This window comes from Dysgonomonas sp. 520, from assembly GCF_010501095.1.
GTDB lineage: Bacteria > Bacteroidota > Bacteroidia > Bacteroidales > Dysgonomonadaceae > QVMP01.
Window position 1 is genome coordinate 122,138 of record NZ_QVMP01000001.1, and the last position, 20,777, is coordinate 142,914.

21 protein-coding genes and 1 tRNA gene are annotated in these 20,777 nt (G+C 38.2%); 6 read left to right on the forward strand and 16 right to left on the reverse strand.

All coding sequences use genetic code 11. From position 1 onward, the window contains the following. Positions 1 to 735, forward strand: a complete 735-nt coding sequence (locus D0T56_RS00495; RefSeq protein ID WP_163318183.1) for a M15 family metallopeptidase — start codon at positions 1 to 3, stop codon at positions 733 to 735. A 252-nt stretch (positions 736 to 987) separates the two neighbouring features. Further along, the gene (gene miaA, locus D0T56_RS00500; RefSeq protein ID WP_163318184.1) at positions 988 to 1,899 is read left to right on the forward strand and encodes a tRNA (adenosine(37)-N6)-dimethylallyltransferase MiaA; all 912 of its coding nucleotides are present in this window, start codon (positions 988 to 990) and stop codon (positions 1,897 to 1,899) included. Here miaA and D0T56_RS00505 read toward each other — a convergent pair. From D0T56_RS00505 to D0T56_RS00520, 4 genes are all read right to left on the reverse strand, one after another. Then, positions 1,891 to 2,496, reverse strand: coding sequence for a MarC family protein (locus D0T56_RS00505; protein WP_163318185.1), 606 nt, complete (start codon positions 2,494 to 2,496; stop codon positions 1,891 to 1,893). The genes miaA and D0T56_RS00505 overlap by 9 nt on opposite strands. A 405-nt stretch (positions 2,497 to 2,901) precedes the next feature. Further along, complete coding sequence (locus D0T56_RS00510) at positions 2,902 to 3,570, reverse strand: MIP family channel protein (protein ID WP_163318186.1); 669 nt, start codon at positions 3,568 to 3,570, stop codon at positions 2,902 to 2,904. A 141-nt stretch (positions 3,571 to 3,711) separates the two neighbouring features. Further along, the gene (gene folD / locus D0T56_RS00515) at positions 3,712 to 4,593 is read right to left on the reverse strand and encodes a bifunctional methylenetetrahydrofolate dehydrogenase/methenyltetrahydrofolate cyclohydrolase FolD (RefSeq protein ID WP_163318187.1); all 882 of its coding nucleotides are present in this window, start codon (positions 4,591 to 4,593) and stop codon (positions 3,712 to 3,714) included. A gap of 132 nt (positions 4,594 to 4,725) precedes the next feature. Then, a complete protein-coding gene (locus D0T56_RS00520) occupies positions 4,726 to 5,385 on the reverse strand; it encodes a hypothetical protein (protein ID WP_163318188.1) in 660 nt (219 codons plus the stop codon). A 190-nt stretch (positions 5,386 to 5,575) separates the two neighbouring features. On the opposite strand from D0T56_RS00520, the gene D0T56_RS00525 reads away from it, so the two are divergent. Next, positions 5,576 to 5,836, forward strand: a complete 261-nt coding sequence (locus D0T56_RS00525) for a lipoprotein (RefSeq protein ID WP_163318189.1) — start codon at positions 5,576 to 5,578, stop codon at positions 5,834 to 5,836. 72 nt (positions 5,837 to 5,908) lie between these two features. Here D0T56_RS00525 and D0T56_RS00530 read toward each other — a convergent pair whose 3' ends face one another. The 9 genes from D0T56_RS00530 to D0T56_RS00570 form a co-directional block, all read right to left on the reverse strand. Then, positions 5,909 to 8,239: a tyrosine-protein kinase family protein gene (locus D0T56_RS00530; protein ID WP_163318190.1), complete on the reverse strand. Its 2,331-nt coding sequence runs from the start codon at positions 8,237 to 8,239 to the stop codon at positions 5,909 to 5,911. Positions 8,240 to 8,245: 6 nt separating this feature from the next. Continuing rightward, positions 8,246 to 9,046, reverse strand: a complete 801-nt coding sequence (locus D0T56_RS00535; RefSeq protein ID WP_255490941.1) for a polysaccharide biosynthesis/export family protein — start codon at positions 9,044 to 9,046, stop codon at positions 8,246 to 8,248. 214 nt (positions 9,047 to 9,260) lie between these two features. Further along, positions 9,261 to 9,512 (reverse strand): 30S ribosomal protein S20, encoded by a 252-nt coding sequence (gene rpsT / locus D0T56_RS00540; RefSeq protein ID WP_163318192.1) that lies wholly within the window; start codon positions 9,510 to 9,512, stop codon positions 9,261 to 9,263. A 35-nt stretch (positions 9,513 to 9,547) separates the two neighbouring features. Then, positions 9,548 to 9,619: transfer RNA gene (locus D0T56_RS00545), tRNA-Glu, on the reverse strand. Positions 9,620 to 9,864: 245 nt separating this feature from the next. Then, positions 9,865 to 10,284, reverse strand: a complete 420-nt coding sequence (locus D0T56_RS00550; protein WP_163318193.1) for a biotin/lipoyl-containing protein — start codon at positions 10,282 to 10,284, stop codon at positions 9,865 to 9,867. 16 nt (positions 10,285 to 10,300) lie between these two features. Further along, complete coding sequence (locus tag D0T56_RS00555; RefSeq protein WP_163318194.1) at positions 10,301 to 10,483, reverse strand: hypothetical protein; 183 nt, start codon at positions 10,481 to 10,483, stop codon at positions 10,301 to 10,303. Positions 10,484 to 10,503: 20 nt separating this feature from the next. Continuing rightward, positions 10,504 to 12,063 carry an acyl-CoA carboxylase subunit beta gene (locus D0T56_RS00560; protein WP_163318195.1) on the reverse strand — a complete coding sequence of 520 codons (1,560 nt, stop codon included), beginning with the start codon at positions 12,061 to 12,063 and terminating at the stop codon, positions 10,504 to 10,506. 98 nt (positions 12,064 to 12,161) lie between these two features. After that, positions 12,162 to 12,572: a methylmalonyl-CoA epimerase gene (mce, locus tag D0T56_RS00565; RefSeq protein WP_163318196.1), complete on the reverse strand. Its 411-nt coding sequence runs from the start codon at positions 12,570 to 12,572 to the stop codon at positions 12,162 to 12,164. Between the two features lie 189 nt (positions 12,573 to 12,761). Beyond that, entirely contained in the window at positions 12,762 to 13,679 is a 918-nt protein-coding gene (locus D0T56_RS00570; protein ID WP_163318197.1) for a helix-turn-helix domain-containing protein, read from the reverse strand. Positions 13,680 to 14,023: 344 nt separating this feature from the next. On the opposite strand from D0T56_RS00570, the gene D0T56_RS00575 reads away from it, so the two are divergent. Continuing rightward, positions 14,024 to 14,869 (forward strand): hypothetical protein, encoded by an 846-nt coding sequence (locus D0T56_RS00575; RefSeq protein ID WP_163318198.1) that lies wholly within the window; start codon positions 14,024 to 14,026, stop codon positions 14,867 to 14,869. Between the two features lie 172 nt (positions 14,870 to 15,041). Here the strand turns inward: D0T56_RS00575 and D0T56_RS00580 are convergent, their stop codons facing one another. Continuing rightward, positions 15,042 to 16,586, reverse strand: a complete 1,545-nt coding sequence (locus tag D0T56_RS00580; protein ID WP_163318199.1) for a glycoside hydrolase family 10 protein — start codon at positions 16,584 to 16,586, stop codon at positions 15,042 to 15,044. A gap of 313 nt (positions 16,587 to 16,899) precedes the next feature. Here D0T56_RS00580 and D0T56_RS00585 point away from each other — a divergent pair, with 313 nt between their 5' ends. Together D0T56_RS00585 and D0T56_RS00590 are read left to right on the forward strand one after the other, a co-directional pair. Then, positions 16,900 to 17,160 (forward strand): hypothetical protein, encoded by a 261-nt coding sequence (locus tag D0T56_RS00585; protein ID WP_163318200.1) that lies wholly within the window; start codon positions 16,900 to 16,902, stop codon positions 17,158 to 17,160. Continuing rightward, a complete protein-coding gene (locus tag D0T56_RS00590) occupies positions 17,153 to 18,439 on the forward strand; it encodes a metallophosphoesterase (protein ID WP_163318201.1) in 1,287 nt (428 codons plus the stop codon). The genes D0T56_RS00585 and D0T56_RS00590 overlap by 8 nt, the downstream gene beginning before the upstream one ends. Here D0T56_RS00590 and D0T56_RS00595 read toward each other — a convergent pair. Both D0T56_RS00595 and D0T56_RS00600 read right to left on the reverse strand, forming a co-directional pair. Beyond that, complete coding sequence (locus D0T56_RS00595; RefSeq protein WP_163318202.1) at positions 18,436 to 19,836, reverse strand: undecaprenyl-phosphate glucose phosphotransferase; 1,401 nt, start codon at positions 19,834 to 19,836, stop codon at positions 18,436 to 18,438. The genes D0T56_RS00590 and D0T56_RS00595 overlap by 4 nt on opposite strands. Positions 19,837 to 19,847: 11 nt before the next feature. Continuing rightward, positions 19,848 to 20,771 (reverse strand): CPBP family intramembrane glutamic endopeptidase, encoded by a 924-nt coding sequence (locus tag D0T56_RS00600; protein WP_163318203.1) that lies wholly within the window; start codon positions 20,769 to 20,771, stop codon positions 19,848 to 19,850. Positions 20,772 to 20,777 lie beyond the last annotated feature (6 nt).

Sequence of the window (20,777 nt, forward strand, 5' to 3'; positions counted from 1 at the left end):
ATGATTAGGCTCTTTCTTATTATTGTTTGGATATCTGTTTGTTATGTGTCTTGTGTCGGAAAAACAAACAATATTGATAAGCAGACGGTTAGTGATGATCCGAAAGTTCACACAACAGACTCGATCGCTCAACCTGAGCCGATTATCTCTTGCCTTGAGCAGAAGATGATTGATCAGGGATTGATATGTGTCAATCACTTGGATTCTTCGTTGGTTGTAGATTTGAAGTATGCCACCACCGACAATTTTACCAAAGTGGTGTTGTACGACACCCTGAGCAATGCTTATCTGCATCCTTTGGCCGCAGAAAAACTAATAAAGGCGCAAAAATTGCTGAAAGAAATAGACCCGAATCTCAGTCTGTTGATATATGATGCCGCTCGTCCATTGTCTGTTCAAAAGAAAATGTTTCAAGTGGTACAAGGCACAAAATATCAGGCTTATGTTGCCAATCCTTCTCGAACGGGACTTCACAATTATGGTATAGCTGTTGACCTGACTATCTGCGATTTGTCTGGCAATGCTCTGGATATGGGTACGCCGTTCGACTTTTTCGGCAAAGAAGCGGGAATAACCAACGAGGCGGCTTTCCTAACCAAAAAACAGATAGAAAACCGCAACCTCTTGCGAAAAGTAATGACTGGTGCAGGCTTCCTGACTATTCGTGGCGAGTGGTGGCATTTCAATGCGCTATCTTTGGCTGATGCAAAGAAAACCTGCCGATTAATTGAATAAAATCGGAGTTTTCGCCGAATTTAATACAACGCTTCCCAATCATTGATTCGCATTATTAATAAGAAACCGTCTAGACTTTTTCGTTTTATTCAATTTTGTCATCCTGAGAGTATCGAAGGATCTGTTTTTTAGATGTTTCACTACGTTCAACATGACAAAAACTCAAAAATTAAGTATAATTTAAAAAGTCTAGATGACTTCTAAATATATTTTTTACGTGTAGACAAGAAGTAAAGAATTACCTTTGCAGATATGAGCAAGTACGATTTGATAGCGATAGTAGGACCTACGGCATCCGGAAAGACCAGCCTGGCATGTAAATTGGCCTACGAACTAAACTCCGAAATAATAAGTGGAGACTCTCGACAGGTATACAGGCAGATGGATATTGGCACCGGTAAAGATTTGAGTGACTATATTGTTGAAGGCAGGCAAATACCTTATCACCTGATTGATATTCGTGAAGCCGGAGACAAATACAATATATTTGAGTATCAGCAAGATTTTTACAGAGCTTACAAGGATATTACAGACAGGGGCAAGTTGCCTGTTTTGTGTGGAGGTTCAGGTTTATATGTAGAGTCGGTATTGAAAAGTTATCCTTTAGTCAATGTCCCCGAAAATAAGGAGTTAAGAAAAAAACTGCAAGATAAATCATTGAATGAGTTGACACTTATTTTGTCGTCGTATAAAAACCTTCATAACAAGACAGACGTTGATACGGCACAAAGGGCAATCCGTGCCATTGAAATTGCCGAATATACACTCTTGCATCCTGTTGAGGCGAGTAAGACAATCAATCTCAATAGTTTAATTATTGGTGTAGATATAGACCGCGAAACCCGTAGGAGACGAATTTCAGATCGGCTACGGACGCGATTGGAAGAGGGAATGATAGCCGAAGTTCAGGGTATACTTGATCAGGGCATACAACCCGAAGATTTGATTTACTACGGTTTGGAATACAAATATATCACCCTGCATATTATAGGCAAACTGAAATATAACGAAATGGTCGATCAGTTAGAAATAGCGATACATCAATTTGCCAAACGTCAGATGACATGGTTCAGAGGAATGGAAAAAAGAGGTTTGTCTATTCATTGGATAAACCATAACCTGCCTGATGCTGAAAAGATTAATTCAATCAAGGCTTTATTGTAAACTTGAATTAATGGTGTCGATCAAAGCATTGATGTTGACGGTGAACAGGCGAACAGATATGGCGAGCAATATGACGCCAAAAAACTTACGCATAATGAATACGCCTCCAACACCAAGCATTTTTTCAACAAACTTCAGGTTTTTAAGGACAACAAATACGATCACCATATTTATTAGTAAACCTAAAATAATATTCAAAAAGCTATATTCGGAACTTAAAGACAGCAGTGCCGTAAATGTGCCCGGTCCGGCAATCAGGGGAAAAACGACGGGTACAAGCGTAGACGATGCTCCGGGCGAGTCGTATTTGAATATCTCTATTCCCAATATCATTTCGAGCGATATGATAAAGATAACCAAAGCTCCTGCCACGGCAAAAGATTCAACATCAACATGAAACAAATCCAATATCCATTTGCCTACAAATAAGAAAACGACCAAAATGACAAAGGAATAGACAGAGGCTTTGGACGCATTTATTTTATTATTTTCTCCCTGAACACCTAAAAAGATAGGTATTCCTCCCAGTACATCAATGATAGCAAATAGTATGATGAATGTACTTATTACCTGCGATATGTTGAATGAAAAGTCCATAATATCATTAAGTTTTTATTTATTTACGCCAAAATTAGTAGTTGAAAACGGTGGATTTTATTCGACATTTTCCGGGTGGAGTAGAACCCCACCCCTACACCTCTCCCTAACCCTCTCCAAAAGAGAGGGAATAAACCCCTCCCCCTAAAGGAGGAGGATAGGATGTAGGGGCAGGCCTCTGGTCTGCCCGAAAGTAGGGGTGAAAAATATTTCGCCCGATATTGTGCCACACGGGCGTAAAATTTTACGCCCCTAGTAGGAGTATATTGTACAATTTAATCCAACATTTTCTACTACTGATTCGCATTTATAACAAATATACGAAGTCTTGTTCTTAGAAACAAAAAACCGGAGACACATTGTGTGGACTCCGGCTTTATTTCTTTTCTGTTGGGTAGTCCCCTGTTATTCAGCTTCTTTTGTATCCAGAACTTTCCAGACAACAGCCGACAATGCTGCACCCACAAACGGAGCAACAATAAATAACCATAGTTGTTTGATGGCATCCATACCTTCAAATAAGGCCGGACCTATACTTCTTGCAGGATTCACCGATGTTCCCGTAATCGGAATACATACGATATGCACTAAAACCAAAGCTAAACCGATAGCCACTCCTGCAAATGCGTTATTTGCACCTTTAGATGTAACGCCCAATATTACAAGCACAAAGATAAATGTGAATACTGTTTCGGCCACAAAAGCGGGTAAAACGTCAGTGTATCCATTTGCTCCTGTCAACGTAGTTGTCGAACCTGAATCTTTTGCAAGTACATAAAGTATTGCAGACCCTAAAATGGCTCCAATAACCTGAAAAATCATGTACATACCGGCATCTTTTCCCGATATTTTCTTAGATAGAAGCAAACCAAGAGTAATAGCCGGATTTATATGACAACCCGATATTTTACCGATAGTGTAAACCATTGCCAAAACCGCAAGTCCAAAGGCAAAAGCAACCCCTAAAGTCCCAACACTATCAAATGGCTGATTAGCTCCTGCAAAAACAGCAGCTCCACATCCCATTAGCACAAGTACCATTGTACCAACTAACTCCGCAAGATATTTCTTCATAATGAATAAAAAAAAATTAATTAATAATCGTAATTATCTTTAAAACGCCAAATTATACTTTTTTGTTCCAAAAAGAATCACATGAATTGTAGTTTTATAAAAAATTAAGGTCACAGACCTATTTGTTTATGTTCGAATCTCTTATTTATATATCTCCTTTTTTCCGGCAAGCAATGTATTTCGCATCAGGGAAATAATTGTCATCGGTCCAACTCCTCCCGGAACAGGGGTTATGTAGGATGCCTTTTCCGATACTTCATCAAACTTGACATCGCCTTTCAGCCTGAAGCCCGACTTTGTTTCTGTTGACGGCACACGGGTTGTACCGACATCAATCACAACAACGCCATCCTTCACCATGTCTCCTGTTAAAAATTCGGGGACACCTAATGCTGCGATTATTATGTCCGCTTGCTGGCAAATCTCCTTAATATTGGGCGTGCGGCTATGGCAAACCGTCACGGTAGCGTCACCCGGATATCCCTTTTGCATCATCAAATTGGCAACGGGTTTCCCTACAATATTGCTCCGCCCCAGAACAACGCAATTTTTTCCTTGCGTGGGTATCTCATACCTTTTAAGCAGTTCCAGTATTCCTGCCGGAGTAGCAGACACAAAGCAAGGCAAACCGATTGACATACGCCCTACATTGATAGGGTGAAAACCATCCACATCTTTCCGGTAGTCTATGGCTTCGATGATTCTTTGCTCCGAGATATGTTTAGGCAAGGGTAGCTGAACTATAAATCCGTCAATATCAGCATCTTGATTTAATCGCTCAACACATTGCAGCAATTCTTCTTCCGTAACATCATTTTCATAACGAATGAGGGTGGACTTGAAACCAACCTCTTCGCACGATTTCACCTTATTGGCAACATACGTTTCGCTACCACCGTCGTGTCCTACCAATATTGCGGCCAAGTGAGGAGTTTTTCCTCCGGCAGCTTTTATTTTAGTTACTTCTTCTGCTATTTCTTTTTTTATTTGAGCCGAGATGGCTTTGCCGTCGATCAGTTGCATAACGATATTTTATGTTTCTACTTGGTGCAAAGATAATAAAAGTAAAAAAAGTATCCCTATACAGACAAAACGAAAGTTGCCTCTAAATCATTTAGAGGCAACTTTCGTTTATCATCAGAAGCATTTTTTATTTTAATATACCTCCAAGGTATATTTTTGTTCTGTGTTTTTATATGCATAGACGTATGAATAATCATAAACACGATATACTAAACCTTCATCAGTGTAGGCATAAACATTATATCTACGTTCGGCCGGAATTTCTGTAAACTTCACAACTCCATCCTTGTCTGTTTTTCCTGTGAAATATGCAGCAGATTTAATTTGGTCTACACTTGGTTGGCTACCTAACGAGAACGGAAGCAATGCGACATTCAAAGCACCTACATTTATATTATAATAAGAGTAGAAATACAATGTCAAAGCTCCTGCGTTTGCTAGCGGATTCATTTCCAAAACCTTTTCCGAGCCGGCTATAATTTGTACTATTTCACTTACAGAATATGGAACTCCATTTTTTTCAGCTGTTGCATAGCATAAATAAGATCCTTGCAATAGTTTCCCTACATCGCACATACCCGATTTATCTGAAACCCCCTCGTATAAGTTATAATCTGTGCTATAACTTACATAAACATTCGCATCCGACACAGGTTTCTTGTCATTGTCAATCACTTTAATTTTCAGGTTGCCTTGCTGGTTTATCGTTACTGTTATTTCATCAGGATCTTTTTCGCAAGAGAAGAACAAGATGGAAGATAAAAGCAGAATAATGAAATTTAATCTCTTCATAAATAGGTGTCTTTAAATATTTGCAATGTTAATTTTTTTATTTTTTCACATTCAGACTTCAAAGATATAATTATTCCAGAATTGACAAACCATTATCTTATTTTTATTTAAATAGAATAGGAGAATTGGACAATAGCGAACTTAATTCTCATTTAAGTTGTTAACTTTAAAAACAAAAAATATTTTAATTATGAAAAAGATTCTTTTTACACTATTCCTTGCAACAGCACTAACTGCATGTGGTGCAGCATACAACACAGCTCTTAAACAGATTGATTTGGGCATGACAAAACAAGAGGTGGTTGGCCTGATGGGTGACAAATATGATACCGTAGAACAACGAAGCTATGGCAACGAAACCATCATGTATAAAGACCGATATAAAAATTATTGGTACTTTGTTTTTGTAGACAATCACTTAAACAAATGGTATAAAGAAACTGAGAATTAAAATACAGTTTGACAATAAAAAAAGAATCCAACAAATCGGATTCTTTTTTTATTTATGTAGATATATTTTCTTTTATTTTTCAGTATTATAGCCATAGTTTTTACCATATCCATACCTATAACTAGAATTTTTCACACCATTCAATACAATGCATACTTCTTTCAATTTGCTTTCTGACACCAGGTCGTTAACAAATTCAACAGCTTTTTTCGGGGTTACTCCTTCTCTAACAGTATAAAGTGTCACATCCACATATTCGTCAATCAGAAATGTGTCTGAAACTAATCCTACCGGAGCTGTGTCGACAATAACAAAATCATACTTTTCTTTTGCATCCGACAATAAATGTTTAAGCCTTTTGTCCATCAACAATTCGTTCGGATTTGGCGGTATTGTACCCGAAATCATTATATCCAGCTTGCTGTTCTCACTTGATGTAGATATATAGTTTTCCCATTTATCGTCCGAACTTATGACGTAGTCTGTCAGTCCCTTTTTATTCGACATGTTCATATAAATCTTCAATTTCGGATTTCTTATATCGGCTCCTATCAGCAGCACCTTCTTATTTGATGCAGCATAGCTTAAAGCAAGATTCAGACTTACAAACGTTTTTCCTTCTCCCGATATTGTAGATGTTACCAAAATAACTTTATTTTTATTGTGTTTCAAGATAAAGTTAATATTATTGCGTAACGTTCTGAACATTTCAACAATAGGGGTATTTGTATTTTGATGTACCAGTATTGGATTCTTGGATTTAACCGTCCCTAGTTGTCCAACAACCGGAACTTCTGTTATTTGTTCAAGTTCTTCCTGACTTGATATGTTAGTTCTCAGGGTTTTAACAATGTATATCAAAACGATGGGCAGAAGCAATGCTACTAGAATGACAGCAAGCAATATGATTTTTGTGTTTGGTGACACCTTTGGACTCTTTAATGACGGAGATTGAACAATACGAGCTTTGCCCGGCGTGGAAGCCATTGCAATATTCGATTCTTCTTTCTTTTGCATTAAATACAAAAACAAATTTTCTTTGATTTTTTGTTCTCTCATTTTCTCCAACAAGTTCTTTTGTTGCTGAGGGAGAGACTTTATCCGGGTGTTCATTTCCAAAGCTTGCCTATCCAAATCTTTCTTGGTAGAAAGGTTTGCAAGTTTCAGGTTTTTCACAGAAAGCAATATACTTTCTCTTGTGTTGTATAAGTCTTCAGACAATCTTTGTCTTGACGGACTATCTTCATTTGTTGTGCTTAATAGCCTGTCATAACCCAATAGCTTTGAGTTATAGTCCATTATCAATTGAGACAAAGATGGGTCTGTGATACCGATATTAGGCACTAATTTGAACTCATTCTCAGGCTTCTGTATAAATGATTCTATCAGAGAAATAATGTTTAATCGGGTATCAATATCCAATTTCCGTTGTTCGTATGTTCCTGTTTGTTCTACATACAACTTAGTTTCGGAAGTTAAATCTGTAATGCTATTTGTTTGCTTATAATCGACAAGGGATGTTTCTATTCCACTCAATTCCACTTCAAGTTCTTTTAACCGGTCATTAATGAAGCTGGCAGTGTTTTGAGTCATTCTGTTGTTTTCTTCAATACTTGATTCATTATATTGCGAAACCAATTCATTTAAGATAGCTACACCTTTCGATTTATTGCTTACAACTATATCAATATCCAGCACAGAAGCTCCCTGAAATGTTTCACTTATAGATATCATAGATGATAACCTCCGTGCAACAGTTAAAACATCGTTTACAACAATTTCATATTCATCAGATTTTATTTTTTTTCCACTAAGTTGAACTAACAAATTTCCATATTTGTCTAGTTTTATTGTTTGTGGAAATTCGACCTGAGTATATTCTACTTCCTGTTCATTTCCTTCGTTATCCTTATATGCTCCGAAAACATCAAAGCCGGAACCATTTTTTGTTATCTGAAGTTCAATAAGGTCTAAAGAATATTCGCCTTCAGTGTAGGTTACAGTGAAAGGAGATTCTGTAAATATATCTTCACTTATGAGACTCCCTTTTTCAAAATAAGAAGCTTGAAGCCCCAATTCCACTACAACTTTTTCCAATAGGTCTGTCGATGCCAATATTGCTCTTTCATTGTCAATATTATTTGTTGATGTAAATATTCCAAGTTGGTCTAAATTTGTTAAGGCCGAACTTGCGGTTGAATTTTTATCAACATTAAGTAATATTTGCAATGATGCTTTATATTTTTTAGGAGTTGTTATAATGTAAAACCCTCCTAGTAAAGCACACAAAATGAATGAAGCAACAAACCATCTCCAATATCTGATATACTCTAATAATATCTCAGATATGTTTATCGATTCATCATCTTTTTCCTTTGTCCAGATGTCCTTCTCTTTTCTCATATTAAATTATCTAAGAATGATAGATATTACAGAAATCATGATTGACAATGCAGACATGGTTATAGTCTCGAAAGAACCAAATCGAGAACTGTTTCCTTTGGCTGCATTTGCTTCCACAAACAGATAATCATTTTGTTGCAGATAGTATATATCTTTATTCAATAATAAATTTTTATCCTGTAAGTTTATTCTATGAATTTCAAGTTCTCCATTATCTTTGGTTCTCACCAGCAGAACATTGTCTCTCCTACCATAAATAGTTAAATCGCCGGCCCTTGTCAGTGCTTCAAAGATTGTCATCTTTTCGTTTAATGTGCTATACTCTCCGGGACTGGAAACCTCTCCGGCAACCATCACTTTGTAGTTAAGAAAACGAATGTTTACAATTGGATTTTCAGTTAGATATTTAGGGTAAATCAGTGATGCGATAAAGTTTTGAGCCTCTGTTTTTGTCATCCCTCCAATTTTCAACTTGCCTAATACAGGAAAATTGATTTCACCTTCATTGCTCACAACATAGTTTTGTAGAGAACCCGATGACAGTGTTACACTTTGTGTTGTTGTGGAGACTGCGCTGTATTGATCGTTAGAAACCAACGGTAAATTAAAATCAACAACAGCAGGAGATTGAGCATTAACCGTTATGCTTAGTATATCTTTTGGTTTTATTTTTGCATCATACAATAATGCATTCTCTTTTAATTCTTTTCCAGAGAGAGTCTCTGCGTCTTTCAAATAAGGTAGTTCTTTGTATGTGTTACAAGAAAAAAAGAATAATAAAGCAAAAAATACAGGTAAAACTTTCATAGTTCTCATTTATTTGTCTTTATATTAAATCGGCAACAAAGATAAGAAAATATTTAATTTTAACGCTTAGTATCTACTTAAAGATAACTTGAAAGTTAAAGTCTTTGTTGTTTATCGCAATTTATTACAGGTCAATGCAGTATAAATAAAATAGCAGAATAAAAAAGATTTATCCTGCTACTTTTATATTTTTAAAGTGTAAAGATTTGAATCTTTACAACGTGTTTACGTGATGAGCTAATTTAGACTTTAAGTTGTTAGCTTTATTTCTATGAATAACGTTTTTCTTTGCTAGTCTATCCAGCATTGAACAAACCGAAGGGTATAGACCTTGAGCTTCAGCTTTATCTGTTGTTGAACGTAGTTTTTTCACAGCATTACGTGTTGTTCTCGCAACATATCTGTTACGTAAACGTTTCACATTAGCTTGTTTGATTCTTTTTATTGCTGATTTATGATTTGCCATTTTGACTAATCTTTTTTTATTATAATTAAATATTGTAGCCCATAGGGGAGTCGAACCCCTCTTTCAAGAATGAAAATCTTGCGTCCTAACCGATAGACGAATGGGCCATATCTTGAGTTGATCTGTTACTTATTCGTAGCTAATCTCTCTCGATTGCGGATGCAAAGGTAGCACGTTTTTATTTATATCCAAATTTTTTGATTGTATTTTTTTACTTTTTTTCCTCAAAAAGTAAAATTTGCTACTCCGGATATTGCAAATCAACAAGTTCTACTACTTTATGTTTTGCAAAATAAAAATCCTCCTCTCAAAAATTGAAAAGGAGGATTTCTTTATTTTAGTCTATCGAAGATTATTCTATTGTCAGGATTACAACTCCTTCAAGTATAGAATCGCCCGGATTTACGTTGATGGAAGTTACTTTTCCGGCCATTGGAGCCGATATAACATTTTCCATCTTCATTGCTTCTAATACGGCTACTGTATCTCCTTTATTCACAGTATCTCCAACGCTTACCTTAACATCAACGATGATGCCCGGCAGTGGCGATTTAATCGCTCCTTTGCCCGATCCGGCCGCTTTAGGCGCAGATGGTGCGGACGCAGAGGCCACGGGACGTTGGATTTTTGGAGCTGCCGGTTCTTCTTCCTTCTTTTCCAGCTCTACTTTGTAATAGGCTCCGTTAACGCCTACCTCAGCCAAAGTTTCATCTTTTTTGTCAACGGTAACTTCGTATATCTTACCGTTAATCGTATATTTAAAAGTTTTCATATTCTACTTTCTTTTTTTACTTTCTGGTTGGTAGTTGTCTTAATCCAAACTCTTTGGAAGACCATGGTAAATATTCCTGAGACTGTCTTTTGATTGTTAAAACTTTTGCTTCAACATCATGAACTTCATCTTCAATATCATAAAGAGCCATAGCGATAACAGCCAAAATATCAGTATCTATTTGTTCTGCTTTTTTCATAATTCTTATGATGTTAGAGATTATAAAGGCAAGTTGTCGTGCTTTTTAGCAGGATTCACTTGCTTCTTTGTTCTCAATTGTTCTAAAGCCCGGATAACACGGAAACGAGTATTGCGAGGCTCTATCACATCGTCGATGTAACCATAGCGTGCTGCATTGTACGGATTGGAGAATAGCTTGTTATATTCTTCTTTTTTGGCCAATGCCACTTCCGCTTGTTTTTCAGGATCGGTTTCTGCTTTAATCTCTTTTGCATACAGAACTTCCGCTGCACCATCCGCACCCATTACGGCAATTTCAGCCGTTGGCCATGCATAGTTTATATCTCCACGAAGTTGTTTACAGCTCATCACAATGTGAGAACCTCCGTAAGATTTGCGAAGTGTCACTGTAACTTTAGGCACAGTAGCTTCACCGTAAGCATAAAGAAGTTTTGCTCCATGCACAATCACACCACCATACTCCTGACCTGTTCCGGGAAGGAAGCCCGGTACGTCAACCAGTGTTACCAACGGAATGTTGAACGCATCGCAGAAACGCACAAAACGGGCGGCTTTGCGTGACGCATTGATGTCAAGAACACCTGCCATATATTGAGGCTGATTTGCAACGATACCTACCGAATATCCATTGAATCGGGCAAAACCGATTATTATATTTTTTGCATAAGCTGAATGTACTTCAAGGAATTCTCCGTTATCAACAACCGAACCTATTACTTCATACATGTCGTATGCTTTGTTCGGATTGTCAGGAATGATTTCATTCAACAAGTCTTCCATTCTTCCGGCCGGGTCTGTGCATTTGGCACGAGGTGCATCTTCCATATTGTTTGAAGGAAGAAAACCTAACAATTTGCGAATCAACACAAAACCGTCATCTTCGTTTTCAACAGAGAAGTGAGCTACCCCCGATTTGGTTGTATGTACGCTTGCACCTCCAAGCTCTTCTTGAGTAACATCTTCGCCTGTTACGGTTTTCACAACTTTAGGACCTGTAAGGAACATATACGATGTGCCTTCCGTCATGATATTGAAGTCGGTCAAAGCCGGGGAATATACCGCACCTCCGGCACAAGGTCCGAAAATTCCTGAAATTTGAGGAATCACACCCGATGCTAAAATGTTGCGCTGGAAGATTTCGGCGTATCCTGCAAGAGCATTCACCCCTTCCTGAATACGTGCACCTCCCGAGTCATTGATACCGATACATGGCGCACCCACTTTCATTGCCATATCCATTACCTTACAGATTTTCATTGCCATAGTTTCAGACAACGAACCTCCGATTACGGTAAAGTCTTGCGCAAATATATATACAAGACGCCCGTCTATTGTTCCGCATCCTGTAACAACGCCATCACCAAGGAATTTCGTTTTCTCCATTCCGAAGTTATGCGAACGATGTTCAACAAACATGTCAAACTCTTCAAAACTACCTTCGTCCAAAACAATGGCAATTCGTTCACGTGCTGTGTACTTTCCCTTTGCATGTTGAGCTTCGATTCTTTTTTCTCCACCTCCCAGGCGTGCTTTTTCACGAAGTTCAATAAGCTCTCTTACTTTTTCAAGTTGGCTCATGTTTTATTTTATTTTGTTTTAAGTTTAGTTTAATAGTCAGATTTAAGCACAAAAGATTTTATGCCTGTTTGAAACATAAAATCTTAATGTATATCTTATTATTTGTTTGGATCTTCACACAATTCCGTCAAAACACTGCAAGTTGATTTCGGGTGCAGGAATGCGATATTCAAACCTTCTGCGCCACCTCTGGGGGCTTTGTCAATTAGTTGAACGCCTTTACTTTCTACCTCAGACAAAGCTGCGGCAACACTATCAACCGCAAATGCGATATGATGAATGCCCTCACCTTTTTTCTCTATAAACTTAGCGATAGTACTGTCCGGACTTGTAGGTTCCAACAGTTCGATTTTTGTTTGACCTACTTTAAAAAATGCGGTTTTTACTTTTTGATCTTCTACTACTTCAATATTATAGCATTTTAAACCAAGTACACCTTCGTAGTATGGCAGGCTTTCTTCTATGCTTTTCACTGCAATACCAAGATGTTCGATATGCGAAATATTCATGACTTTTTGATAAATAAGTTAGTATTTGTTTATATCGGAGGCAAAATTACGATTTAATTTATTAAGAAAGAGAATTATTCTGTGGAAAAATGTTAGTATAGATTTTATCAATCACATTTTAGTGCAGTTAAACAATTTCTCAAAAGCCTTCCGTTCGGGTTCGAGCAGGAAGAAATAATCGCCGGATTATTATGCGGCTATTAGAAAATTTATATATCTTTGTATACTAGTTATATGCATACAACAAACCTCCGTCACTTGTAGAGTGACGGAGGTTTGTTTTTTATTTTTTCTCCTTCGCCTGATTTCGGAAGGCGAATTTCCCAGATTTTTGTGGCAAAATTCATTAAAATGAGAAAGCGTGCTGAACATGTTTTCTGTCGAGATTTGTTTCAAACTTTTGTTGGTGTAATAAATGTCGTGATACACCATATTCGCCCGACGCTTTCTGAGCCATGAGTAAGCCGATATGCCAAAGGCTTTCCGAAAACGTTTGTTAAATCCGGAGTAACTATAATTCATACGTTCGGCTAACTCCCTCACATTCTTTATACTTTCCGACTGCTGCCTGACTTGTCCCGTGAAAAGCAAATCGCTGATTTGGTAGATGTAAAAAAATCTGTTGAGTTCCGTTTGTGAATAAGATGCCTTTATGATATATATCAACTCTTTCATTTTCAATGTATATAGTAGATTGCTGTTTATCTCATTACTGTTATATACCTGTAAAGAACGGATATATTCCGACAACACATCGCTAATCTGTAAACAGTGCATATTGAGCCTTTTATCACATTCGTCATGATTCTTTTCGTCCATGCCCAATCCATCGAAACAACTTTCATCTTTCATCGATATTATTAGCACCGAACTTCTTTCCAGCGTCGCTATTGAAGATTCTTGACCTAACGGTAGGAAGAACATTTTTCCGGATGAAATTGTCATCTCTTCTCGTTTAGCAAAAGTAATCTTTAACAGCCCCTTTAGTAACAATATTATTCTGCATTGGCAATCTTTGTTTGTCCATTCACATCCTTTTTCTAAAGATAAAAATTCAAATGGCGATGTTTCGTTCGGAAACATCTTTTCATCATAGAAACTTGTCATTGTTTTATAGTTTAAGTATTTGGTTTTGTGCTTGTTTAACAAATGTATCACGACCGATTCTCGAACACTTGTTATTTAAATCTTTTTATCTGTAAATAAATATTTAAAACTAAGAGAGATAGTATAAAACAATACTATCCAATATTTCCTCTTAAAGTTTAGATGTTTATCAAATTCATTTTTTTAACAAAATTCCATTTTTACAACCATTTAATAACTAGCCATATAACATATAATTCCGTCACTCTACAAGTGACGGAATTACAACGCACTGAACTTTAAATAATTAAAGAATACGAACTTATCAAAAAACGAAAAAAATCAACACAACAAACAGCAAGAAAATGAAAAAGAATTTATCAGTATTATTTATGTTTTTTATGGTTGTGTCGCTAAAGGCACAGGTGGGAGTGAACACGGAATCGCCACAGGGAGTATTTCATATCGACGCAGCACGCAACACGAGCGGAAACACCAACGTGGCAGACGATGTGGTGGTGGATGCACAAGGCAGAATCGGAGTTGGGACGAACAATCCTCAGACGAAGGTAGAAATCAGAAGCAGTACGCAAGGTGGAGGCTTCCGCTTGCAGGATGGCAGTCAGGGGAGTGGTATGGTACTGACCAGTGACGCCAATGGAAACGGAAAATGGTCTGCTCCCGGGTTTAGTGAGTTTACGAGGGTAGAAGCAAAATCGATGGGAATATCCATACCAACACAAGCAACTTCGACCAGCTATCATTCGGTTAATACAATGATAAAAGATATAACTACAGACGAGACTTATTCTCTTACCTTACCATCATACGGAACTTATTCTCTAACTTTAGGTATGCATATAGTGTTTAATAATCTGACTGCTGATTCCCAAATTGATTTTGTAATAATACAGTTATTACCAAGAGATGATATAACCTATTGGGATTCCAGCCTTCGTTTTGCCGGATCGTATGAAGTATATGGAATGAAATCAAGAGAATCGCTCTATTCAGACTATCGTGTATATCTGAGTGAAAATATAACTTTAACTCCAAAGATTGATGAGAATAATGGAACAGGCAATACTGTATATTTTTCAATATTAGTAAGAGGTAGAAATCTTCCGTCGCCTCTTTTGGCTAATTTTACAATAGGCAGTCATTCAAGTTGCCCTCAATGTACAGGCGGCTCTTATGTGAGGATCAATTAGTTCTGAGAAATAGTAATTGCCAAACGTTTTTTAATATTCAATCATTTTTTGGTAATTGATAATGTTGGCGCAAATTACATTTGCTCGACAGAAACAACAAACAACGGGGTATTCAATATGCCCCCGATCTTTCGGGCAGGCCCCAGGCCTGCCTTTGCATCCTAAAATCTGATTACAATTTCAGTTTTTTCGATTTCCCTTTCGACTCGTTATGGAAGCGATCGACAGATGTGATAACATATTCATACTTAGTCTTTCCACCCTCGTAAGGCAGAATAATTTGGGTATCTTGAGTTGTTGCCACTATATTGGTAGCATTTCCCAGATTCTTCGACTCGCCGTCTTTAAACCTGTATACGACAAAATATTGAGCATTCTCAGGATTTTTGCTATCACCGTTTCTTTGCCATGTCAGTATATGCTTTGTAGGTGTATATACATTCTTGATATTTTTCACCTCTTTCGGTGCTTTTTTGTGCATTTTATCGTATGCCGGAATGAGGGACGGATATTTCTGGTAGTTTCCGGTCAATTCGTTGTATATTCCTTTATAATTGTCAATAACATTGTATCCGTGCCAAAAACAGTTGCCATGTATGTCGGGATTGCTGCGGACTTTCATCATTTTGTCATACAGTTGATTGTTGCCCTTTACGTCCATCGTACGACTCAAATCCTGACCTATATATAAATGTTTATGGTAGTTGTTCTTTGCCCACCATTCAATTAAAGTATTATAATCGGCCGATTTATTTCCTATTTCCCAATATACCTGAGGAATATTATAGTCTACCCAATCTTTTTCGACCCACAGTTTTATATCTGCGAAAAGGTCGTCGTAATTTTGCAGTCCGTTCGTATTACTTCCCGACCCGTCGGGCGTACTCTTCTTGTTGCGATATATTCCGAAAGGACTTATGCCGAATCTTACCCAAGGTTTGGTCACCACAATGGCATCTTTAATCTCCCTGATCAGCATATTCACATTGTTGCGTCTCCAATCGTTCCTTTGCTTTGCCGAGAAGCCTTGTGCAGCCGCATATTTGTTGAAGCTGTCGTTGTCGGGGAAGGGTTCGCCGGCAATGGGGTATGGGTAGAAATAATCGTCCATGTGTATGGCATCGACATCGTAGCGGGCAACAATATCCTTTACAATATCGCATATAAATTTTCTGTTTTCCGGAATACCCGGATCAAAATATGATTGTTTTCCATATTTTACCACCCTGTTGGGATATTTATGATAGATATGGCTTGATGCTAGTTTCTGATTCTCGGAAATGGTCACTCGATAAGGGTTCAACCAGGCATGAAGCTCGATATTTCTTTTATGACACTCTTCAACCATAAAGGCTAAAGGATCGAAATTTCCGTCGGGAGCTTTCCCTTGCACTCCCGTAAGATGGCTGCTCCAAGGCTCAAGTTCCGATTTGTAGAAAGCATCGGCTTGTGGTCGCACCTGAAATATCACGGCATTGAAATTGGCAGCCTTCAGTTTGTCGAGCATATCTGTGAAATAGGCTTTCATCCGGGTTGAATTCATTTTCGAATATTGACCTTGCCAGACGGTATGAATCCATGCTCCCCTGAACTCCCGCTTGGGATATTTGATGTCGGAATAGTGTACTTGCGGTTGTTTTTGCGTTTTACAGGAAAACAGGAATGCGCAACAACTACACAATAGAATTGCGATTGATCTGTGAAAAAATCTTTTCATATATGTTCATTTTTTACTTGTTGGATTAAATTAGTCGTTGTGCGGGTGGAGTACCCCCCCCCACCCCTATACCTCCTCCTTTTGGGGTTTGTAGGGGCAGGGCTCTGCTCTGCCCGAAAGTAGGGGCGTAAAATCTTACGCCCTCATGTCAATAATATCGGGCGAAATATTTTTCGCCCCTACCGGGTAGGTATTATACAAAATAATCCAACATTTTTTTTAACACCGATTCGCATTAATAAAGGTTTGCAACCTTATTTTGAAATGCTACTTAAAATATTTTGACTAATTTAGCAAAAAAATAAATATTCAAATGGACCCATTAGAACAGTACAACAACTACAATCAGGCTATGGACTGGCTCCATACAGGTAAAATCATTTTTGTAATCATTGCTGCAGTAGGATTAATTATGATTCTTTACGGTTTTTTCAGGAATATGAACGGAGCAAAACGGAGAGGCGCTTACATTTTTATATTGAGTGCCATTGTTGCGGTATGCCTTCATCTGGTGGAGGGAAGAACAAAAAAAGATGCGTTTGAATATATTGACACATACAATGTTTATGAATAATTCAGTATCGAGGCTTATTTTTCTTTGCTTTACTACATTTCTGTCTTTTTCGTCTTGTGCTTCAGATCACACACTTCACGCACTCAAGATCGGAGTTGTTTCGGATATGCACTATCTATCTGAAAATTTGATGGATGGAGGAAATGCAATCCGGTCGTATTCCGAGTCTTCGGGCAGAAGCGTTAACTATGTTCCGGAAATTTTAGATCAGGTGCTTAGCGACTTGGAAATTGAGGATTTGGATGTGTTGCTCATTCCCGGCGATCTGACCAAAGACGGAGAAAAACAAAGCCTGACCGACTTGTCGGCAAAGCTAGACCGGTTAAGGAACAAGGGTGTCAGAATTTTTGCCGTTCCGGGCAACCATGACATCAATGTGCCTAATCCATTGGGATATAAAGAAGAATCTTCGTACCCTGTGGATAAAGTAGATGTGGCAATGTTCCGTGATTTTCTTGCGGATGAAAAAGATATTTTAGACAGGGATACGGCATCACTGAGTTATGTGGCTGAACTGAACGATGCTACATGGCTGATCGGTATTGACGGGTGTTTATACAAAGAATACACCACCAGCACCATTACGGCAGGAAGAATTAATCCCGATACGGAAAAATGGATAGTGAAAACATTGGACGATGCCCGAAAACAAAACAAAACGGTCATAGGCATGATGCATCATGGTTTGGTAGAGCACATAATGTATCAGGATATGGTTTTCAAGCAATATCTGATAGATGATTGGAAAAGGCTTGCCAATCTTTTTGCCGATAAAGGCATGAAGGCGATATTCACAGGTCACTTTCACGCAAATGATATAACGGAATTTGTTTCGGCTAAAGGAAATAAAACTTACGATATAGAAACCGGAGCCTTGGCTTCTTATCCGTTCCCTTACCGCATCGTCACTCTCGACGATAGAGGGATGGATGTAACCACCCGAAACATAACATCAATCTCTCGGAATGAGCATTTGGTGGAGGAAAGTAAAGATCAATTGAGAAAAATAGCAGAACGTCAGGCCGTGGGTAAGATCAATTCTTTCGGACTTGGCATTTCCGGCGAAACGGTCAATAGTATAGCCGGAATAGCGGGTAATATACTGCTGCTGCATGTTGCAGGAGATGAGGTGCTGACTGACGAATTGAAACAACAATTGAAAGACCCTGCTTCTTCAATGGGGCAGGAAGTGGACACAAGCGAAAATATTCAACTCGATTTCTATCCGGCGGATAATAACGTCAGGATAGAGTTTACGAAGCAAGTAAATACTGATTAGTAGGCGTCTTCGTCGCCAAAAACAACTTTAAAAGCTGTGACAAATATAATCTTAAGATCGAGAATGAACGACCAGTTCTCAAGATACCAGACATCATGTTTGAATCGGCCTTCCATTTGTTCCACTGTCTTTATTTCGCCTCGGTAGCCCGATATTTGCGCCCAACCCGTAACTCCGGGTTTTATCAGGTGGCGGATCATGAAAGTATCAATAAGTTTATTGTAAATCTCGGTCTGTTTTATCATGTGGGGGCGTGGACCAACAACAGACATGTCTCCAACCAGTACGTTTATAAATTGGGGAAGTTCGTCAATACTTGTTTTCCTCATAAAATTCCCGATCCTTGTTATACGAGGGTCTGTCTTCACGGTTGTCAACAAATTTGCCTCTTTGTTCAGTTTCATGGATCGAAATTTGTAACACGTAAAAATCTTTCCGTGCAAACCAGTCCTTTGTTGCTTGAATAGGATAGGTCCGGGCGATTCCAACTTAATTAATAATCCGCATATTAAGTAGACCAACGGGAAGACTGTCACCAGAACTATTAGAGAAAAAACTATGTCGAATGCTCTTTTTAACAGCCTGTTTGAAAAAGATTGCAGGGGTTCTGTCCTAATCTCTATAATCGGTGTAGACCTGAGGAAATTAAGCACAAGTTTACGTTTGATATATTTGTAAAATTCAGGAACCAGATAGAACCTGATCATGTTTTTTTCGGAGAAGTTGAGCAGCTTCAATATTTTCGGCTCCTGATTACCTGGTAGGGTACAATATATTTCGTCGATTTCGTTATCAATGCAAAACTGCTCTACTTTCGATATTTTTCCCACATAGAGCGGTTGTGTTTTTTTTAGTTCTTCGTTGTCGTCAAACAGTCCACATACTTTATAGCCATATACACTTGATGCAAATTCGTGCATAATATCCAGACCATTAAGACCTCCGCCAACAATAACGACACGTTTGTAGTTGTGCCCGCTTTGCCGGTAAGATTTCAATACGATCCTGAAAATCACATGCCATAAAGAATAGAAAAAGCACAGAGCCAGATAACATATCGCCCATTCGTACCATTTGGGAGATACAACTCCGAAAAGAGTGACCCCTGTGATGAATATAAGCATCAACACTGATATGAACGACACTGCTCGCTGAACAATCTTGTCGAAAAAGACAATGTTCGACGAAATATTGGCAGGGATAATATGTTTGGTTACATAATATGATAAGTTTATCAGCAAAAAAAATTCGATAAGGCTATGCTTGTCATAAAAAAAGATATAACCGTAATATTTAAACAGAACGAGGAAAAACAGGTTGATGCAAAGTAAATCGCCTAACATCACGATCCACCCGATCAGGAACCCATATCCTCCTTTTTTATTTGTAATCCCCATCACCATATTATTCAGATTTCTCCCGATTCTATACTCTTTCTTAAATATTTCTTTGCAAGATAAAACATTACAATGAATGTCAGTATCAGACTGATAGCCGATGCCCAGAGGGTATCGCCAACACCCAATGTCTGGGAAGTGACAGACATCACTTCAATTCCGTATACATAGCTCATTATCACCGCCCAAGCATTGTTGAATACGTGCACGATAATCGGCACCCACAAGTTTCCTGACCAAACAAACAAATAACCTAAAATGGCTCCAAGAATAACGCGAGGCACAAATCCGAAAAACTGCATGTGAACGGCACTGAATATGACAGCCATCACCCACACCGTTACATGATAGTTGCCTATTATTTTTTTGAATATCTGCTGCAAGGCTCCCCTGAAAAAGAATTCTTCATAAATGCCTGCCACTATGGCTATGATGAAGATATTGGCTATTATATTGTATGTCGAATTTTCGGATAACAATTTCTGCATCAGAAATGCGTTACTTTCCTCCATTGTTCGCAATTTGACTTCTAAAGAAGACAGAAATTCGGGCAGAACAAGCCTGTCGTTATAATATGCTGTCAGGTTGATGAGCGGTTGAACTATTATAATGAGAGCAATACCCACCAAGACGAAAGAAAGAGCAGGCGCTTTATTTATTTTCAGTCCTTCCGATGTTTTTTTATTGAATAAATATCCCCACAACAGAGCCGGTATGAAGAACATGAATGTGGTTTGGACAAACTGATTTACCCTCATCAAGAGGGCAGAAGACACAATGGCCGACGGGTTGTGGATATCCACCCCCATCAGCGAGAGCACAAGCATCAGAACAAGGATACTCACAAAAGTCCCAGCCAATGTAAAAAGAACGAGAAGAACAAGTTGCATCCAACTGCTCATATCTCCGTATGCATGTTTAATTTTGCTAATCATCCTTAA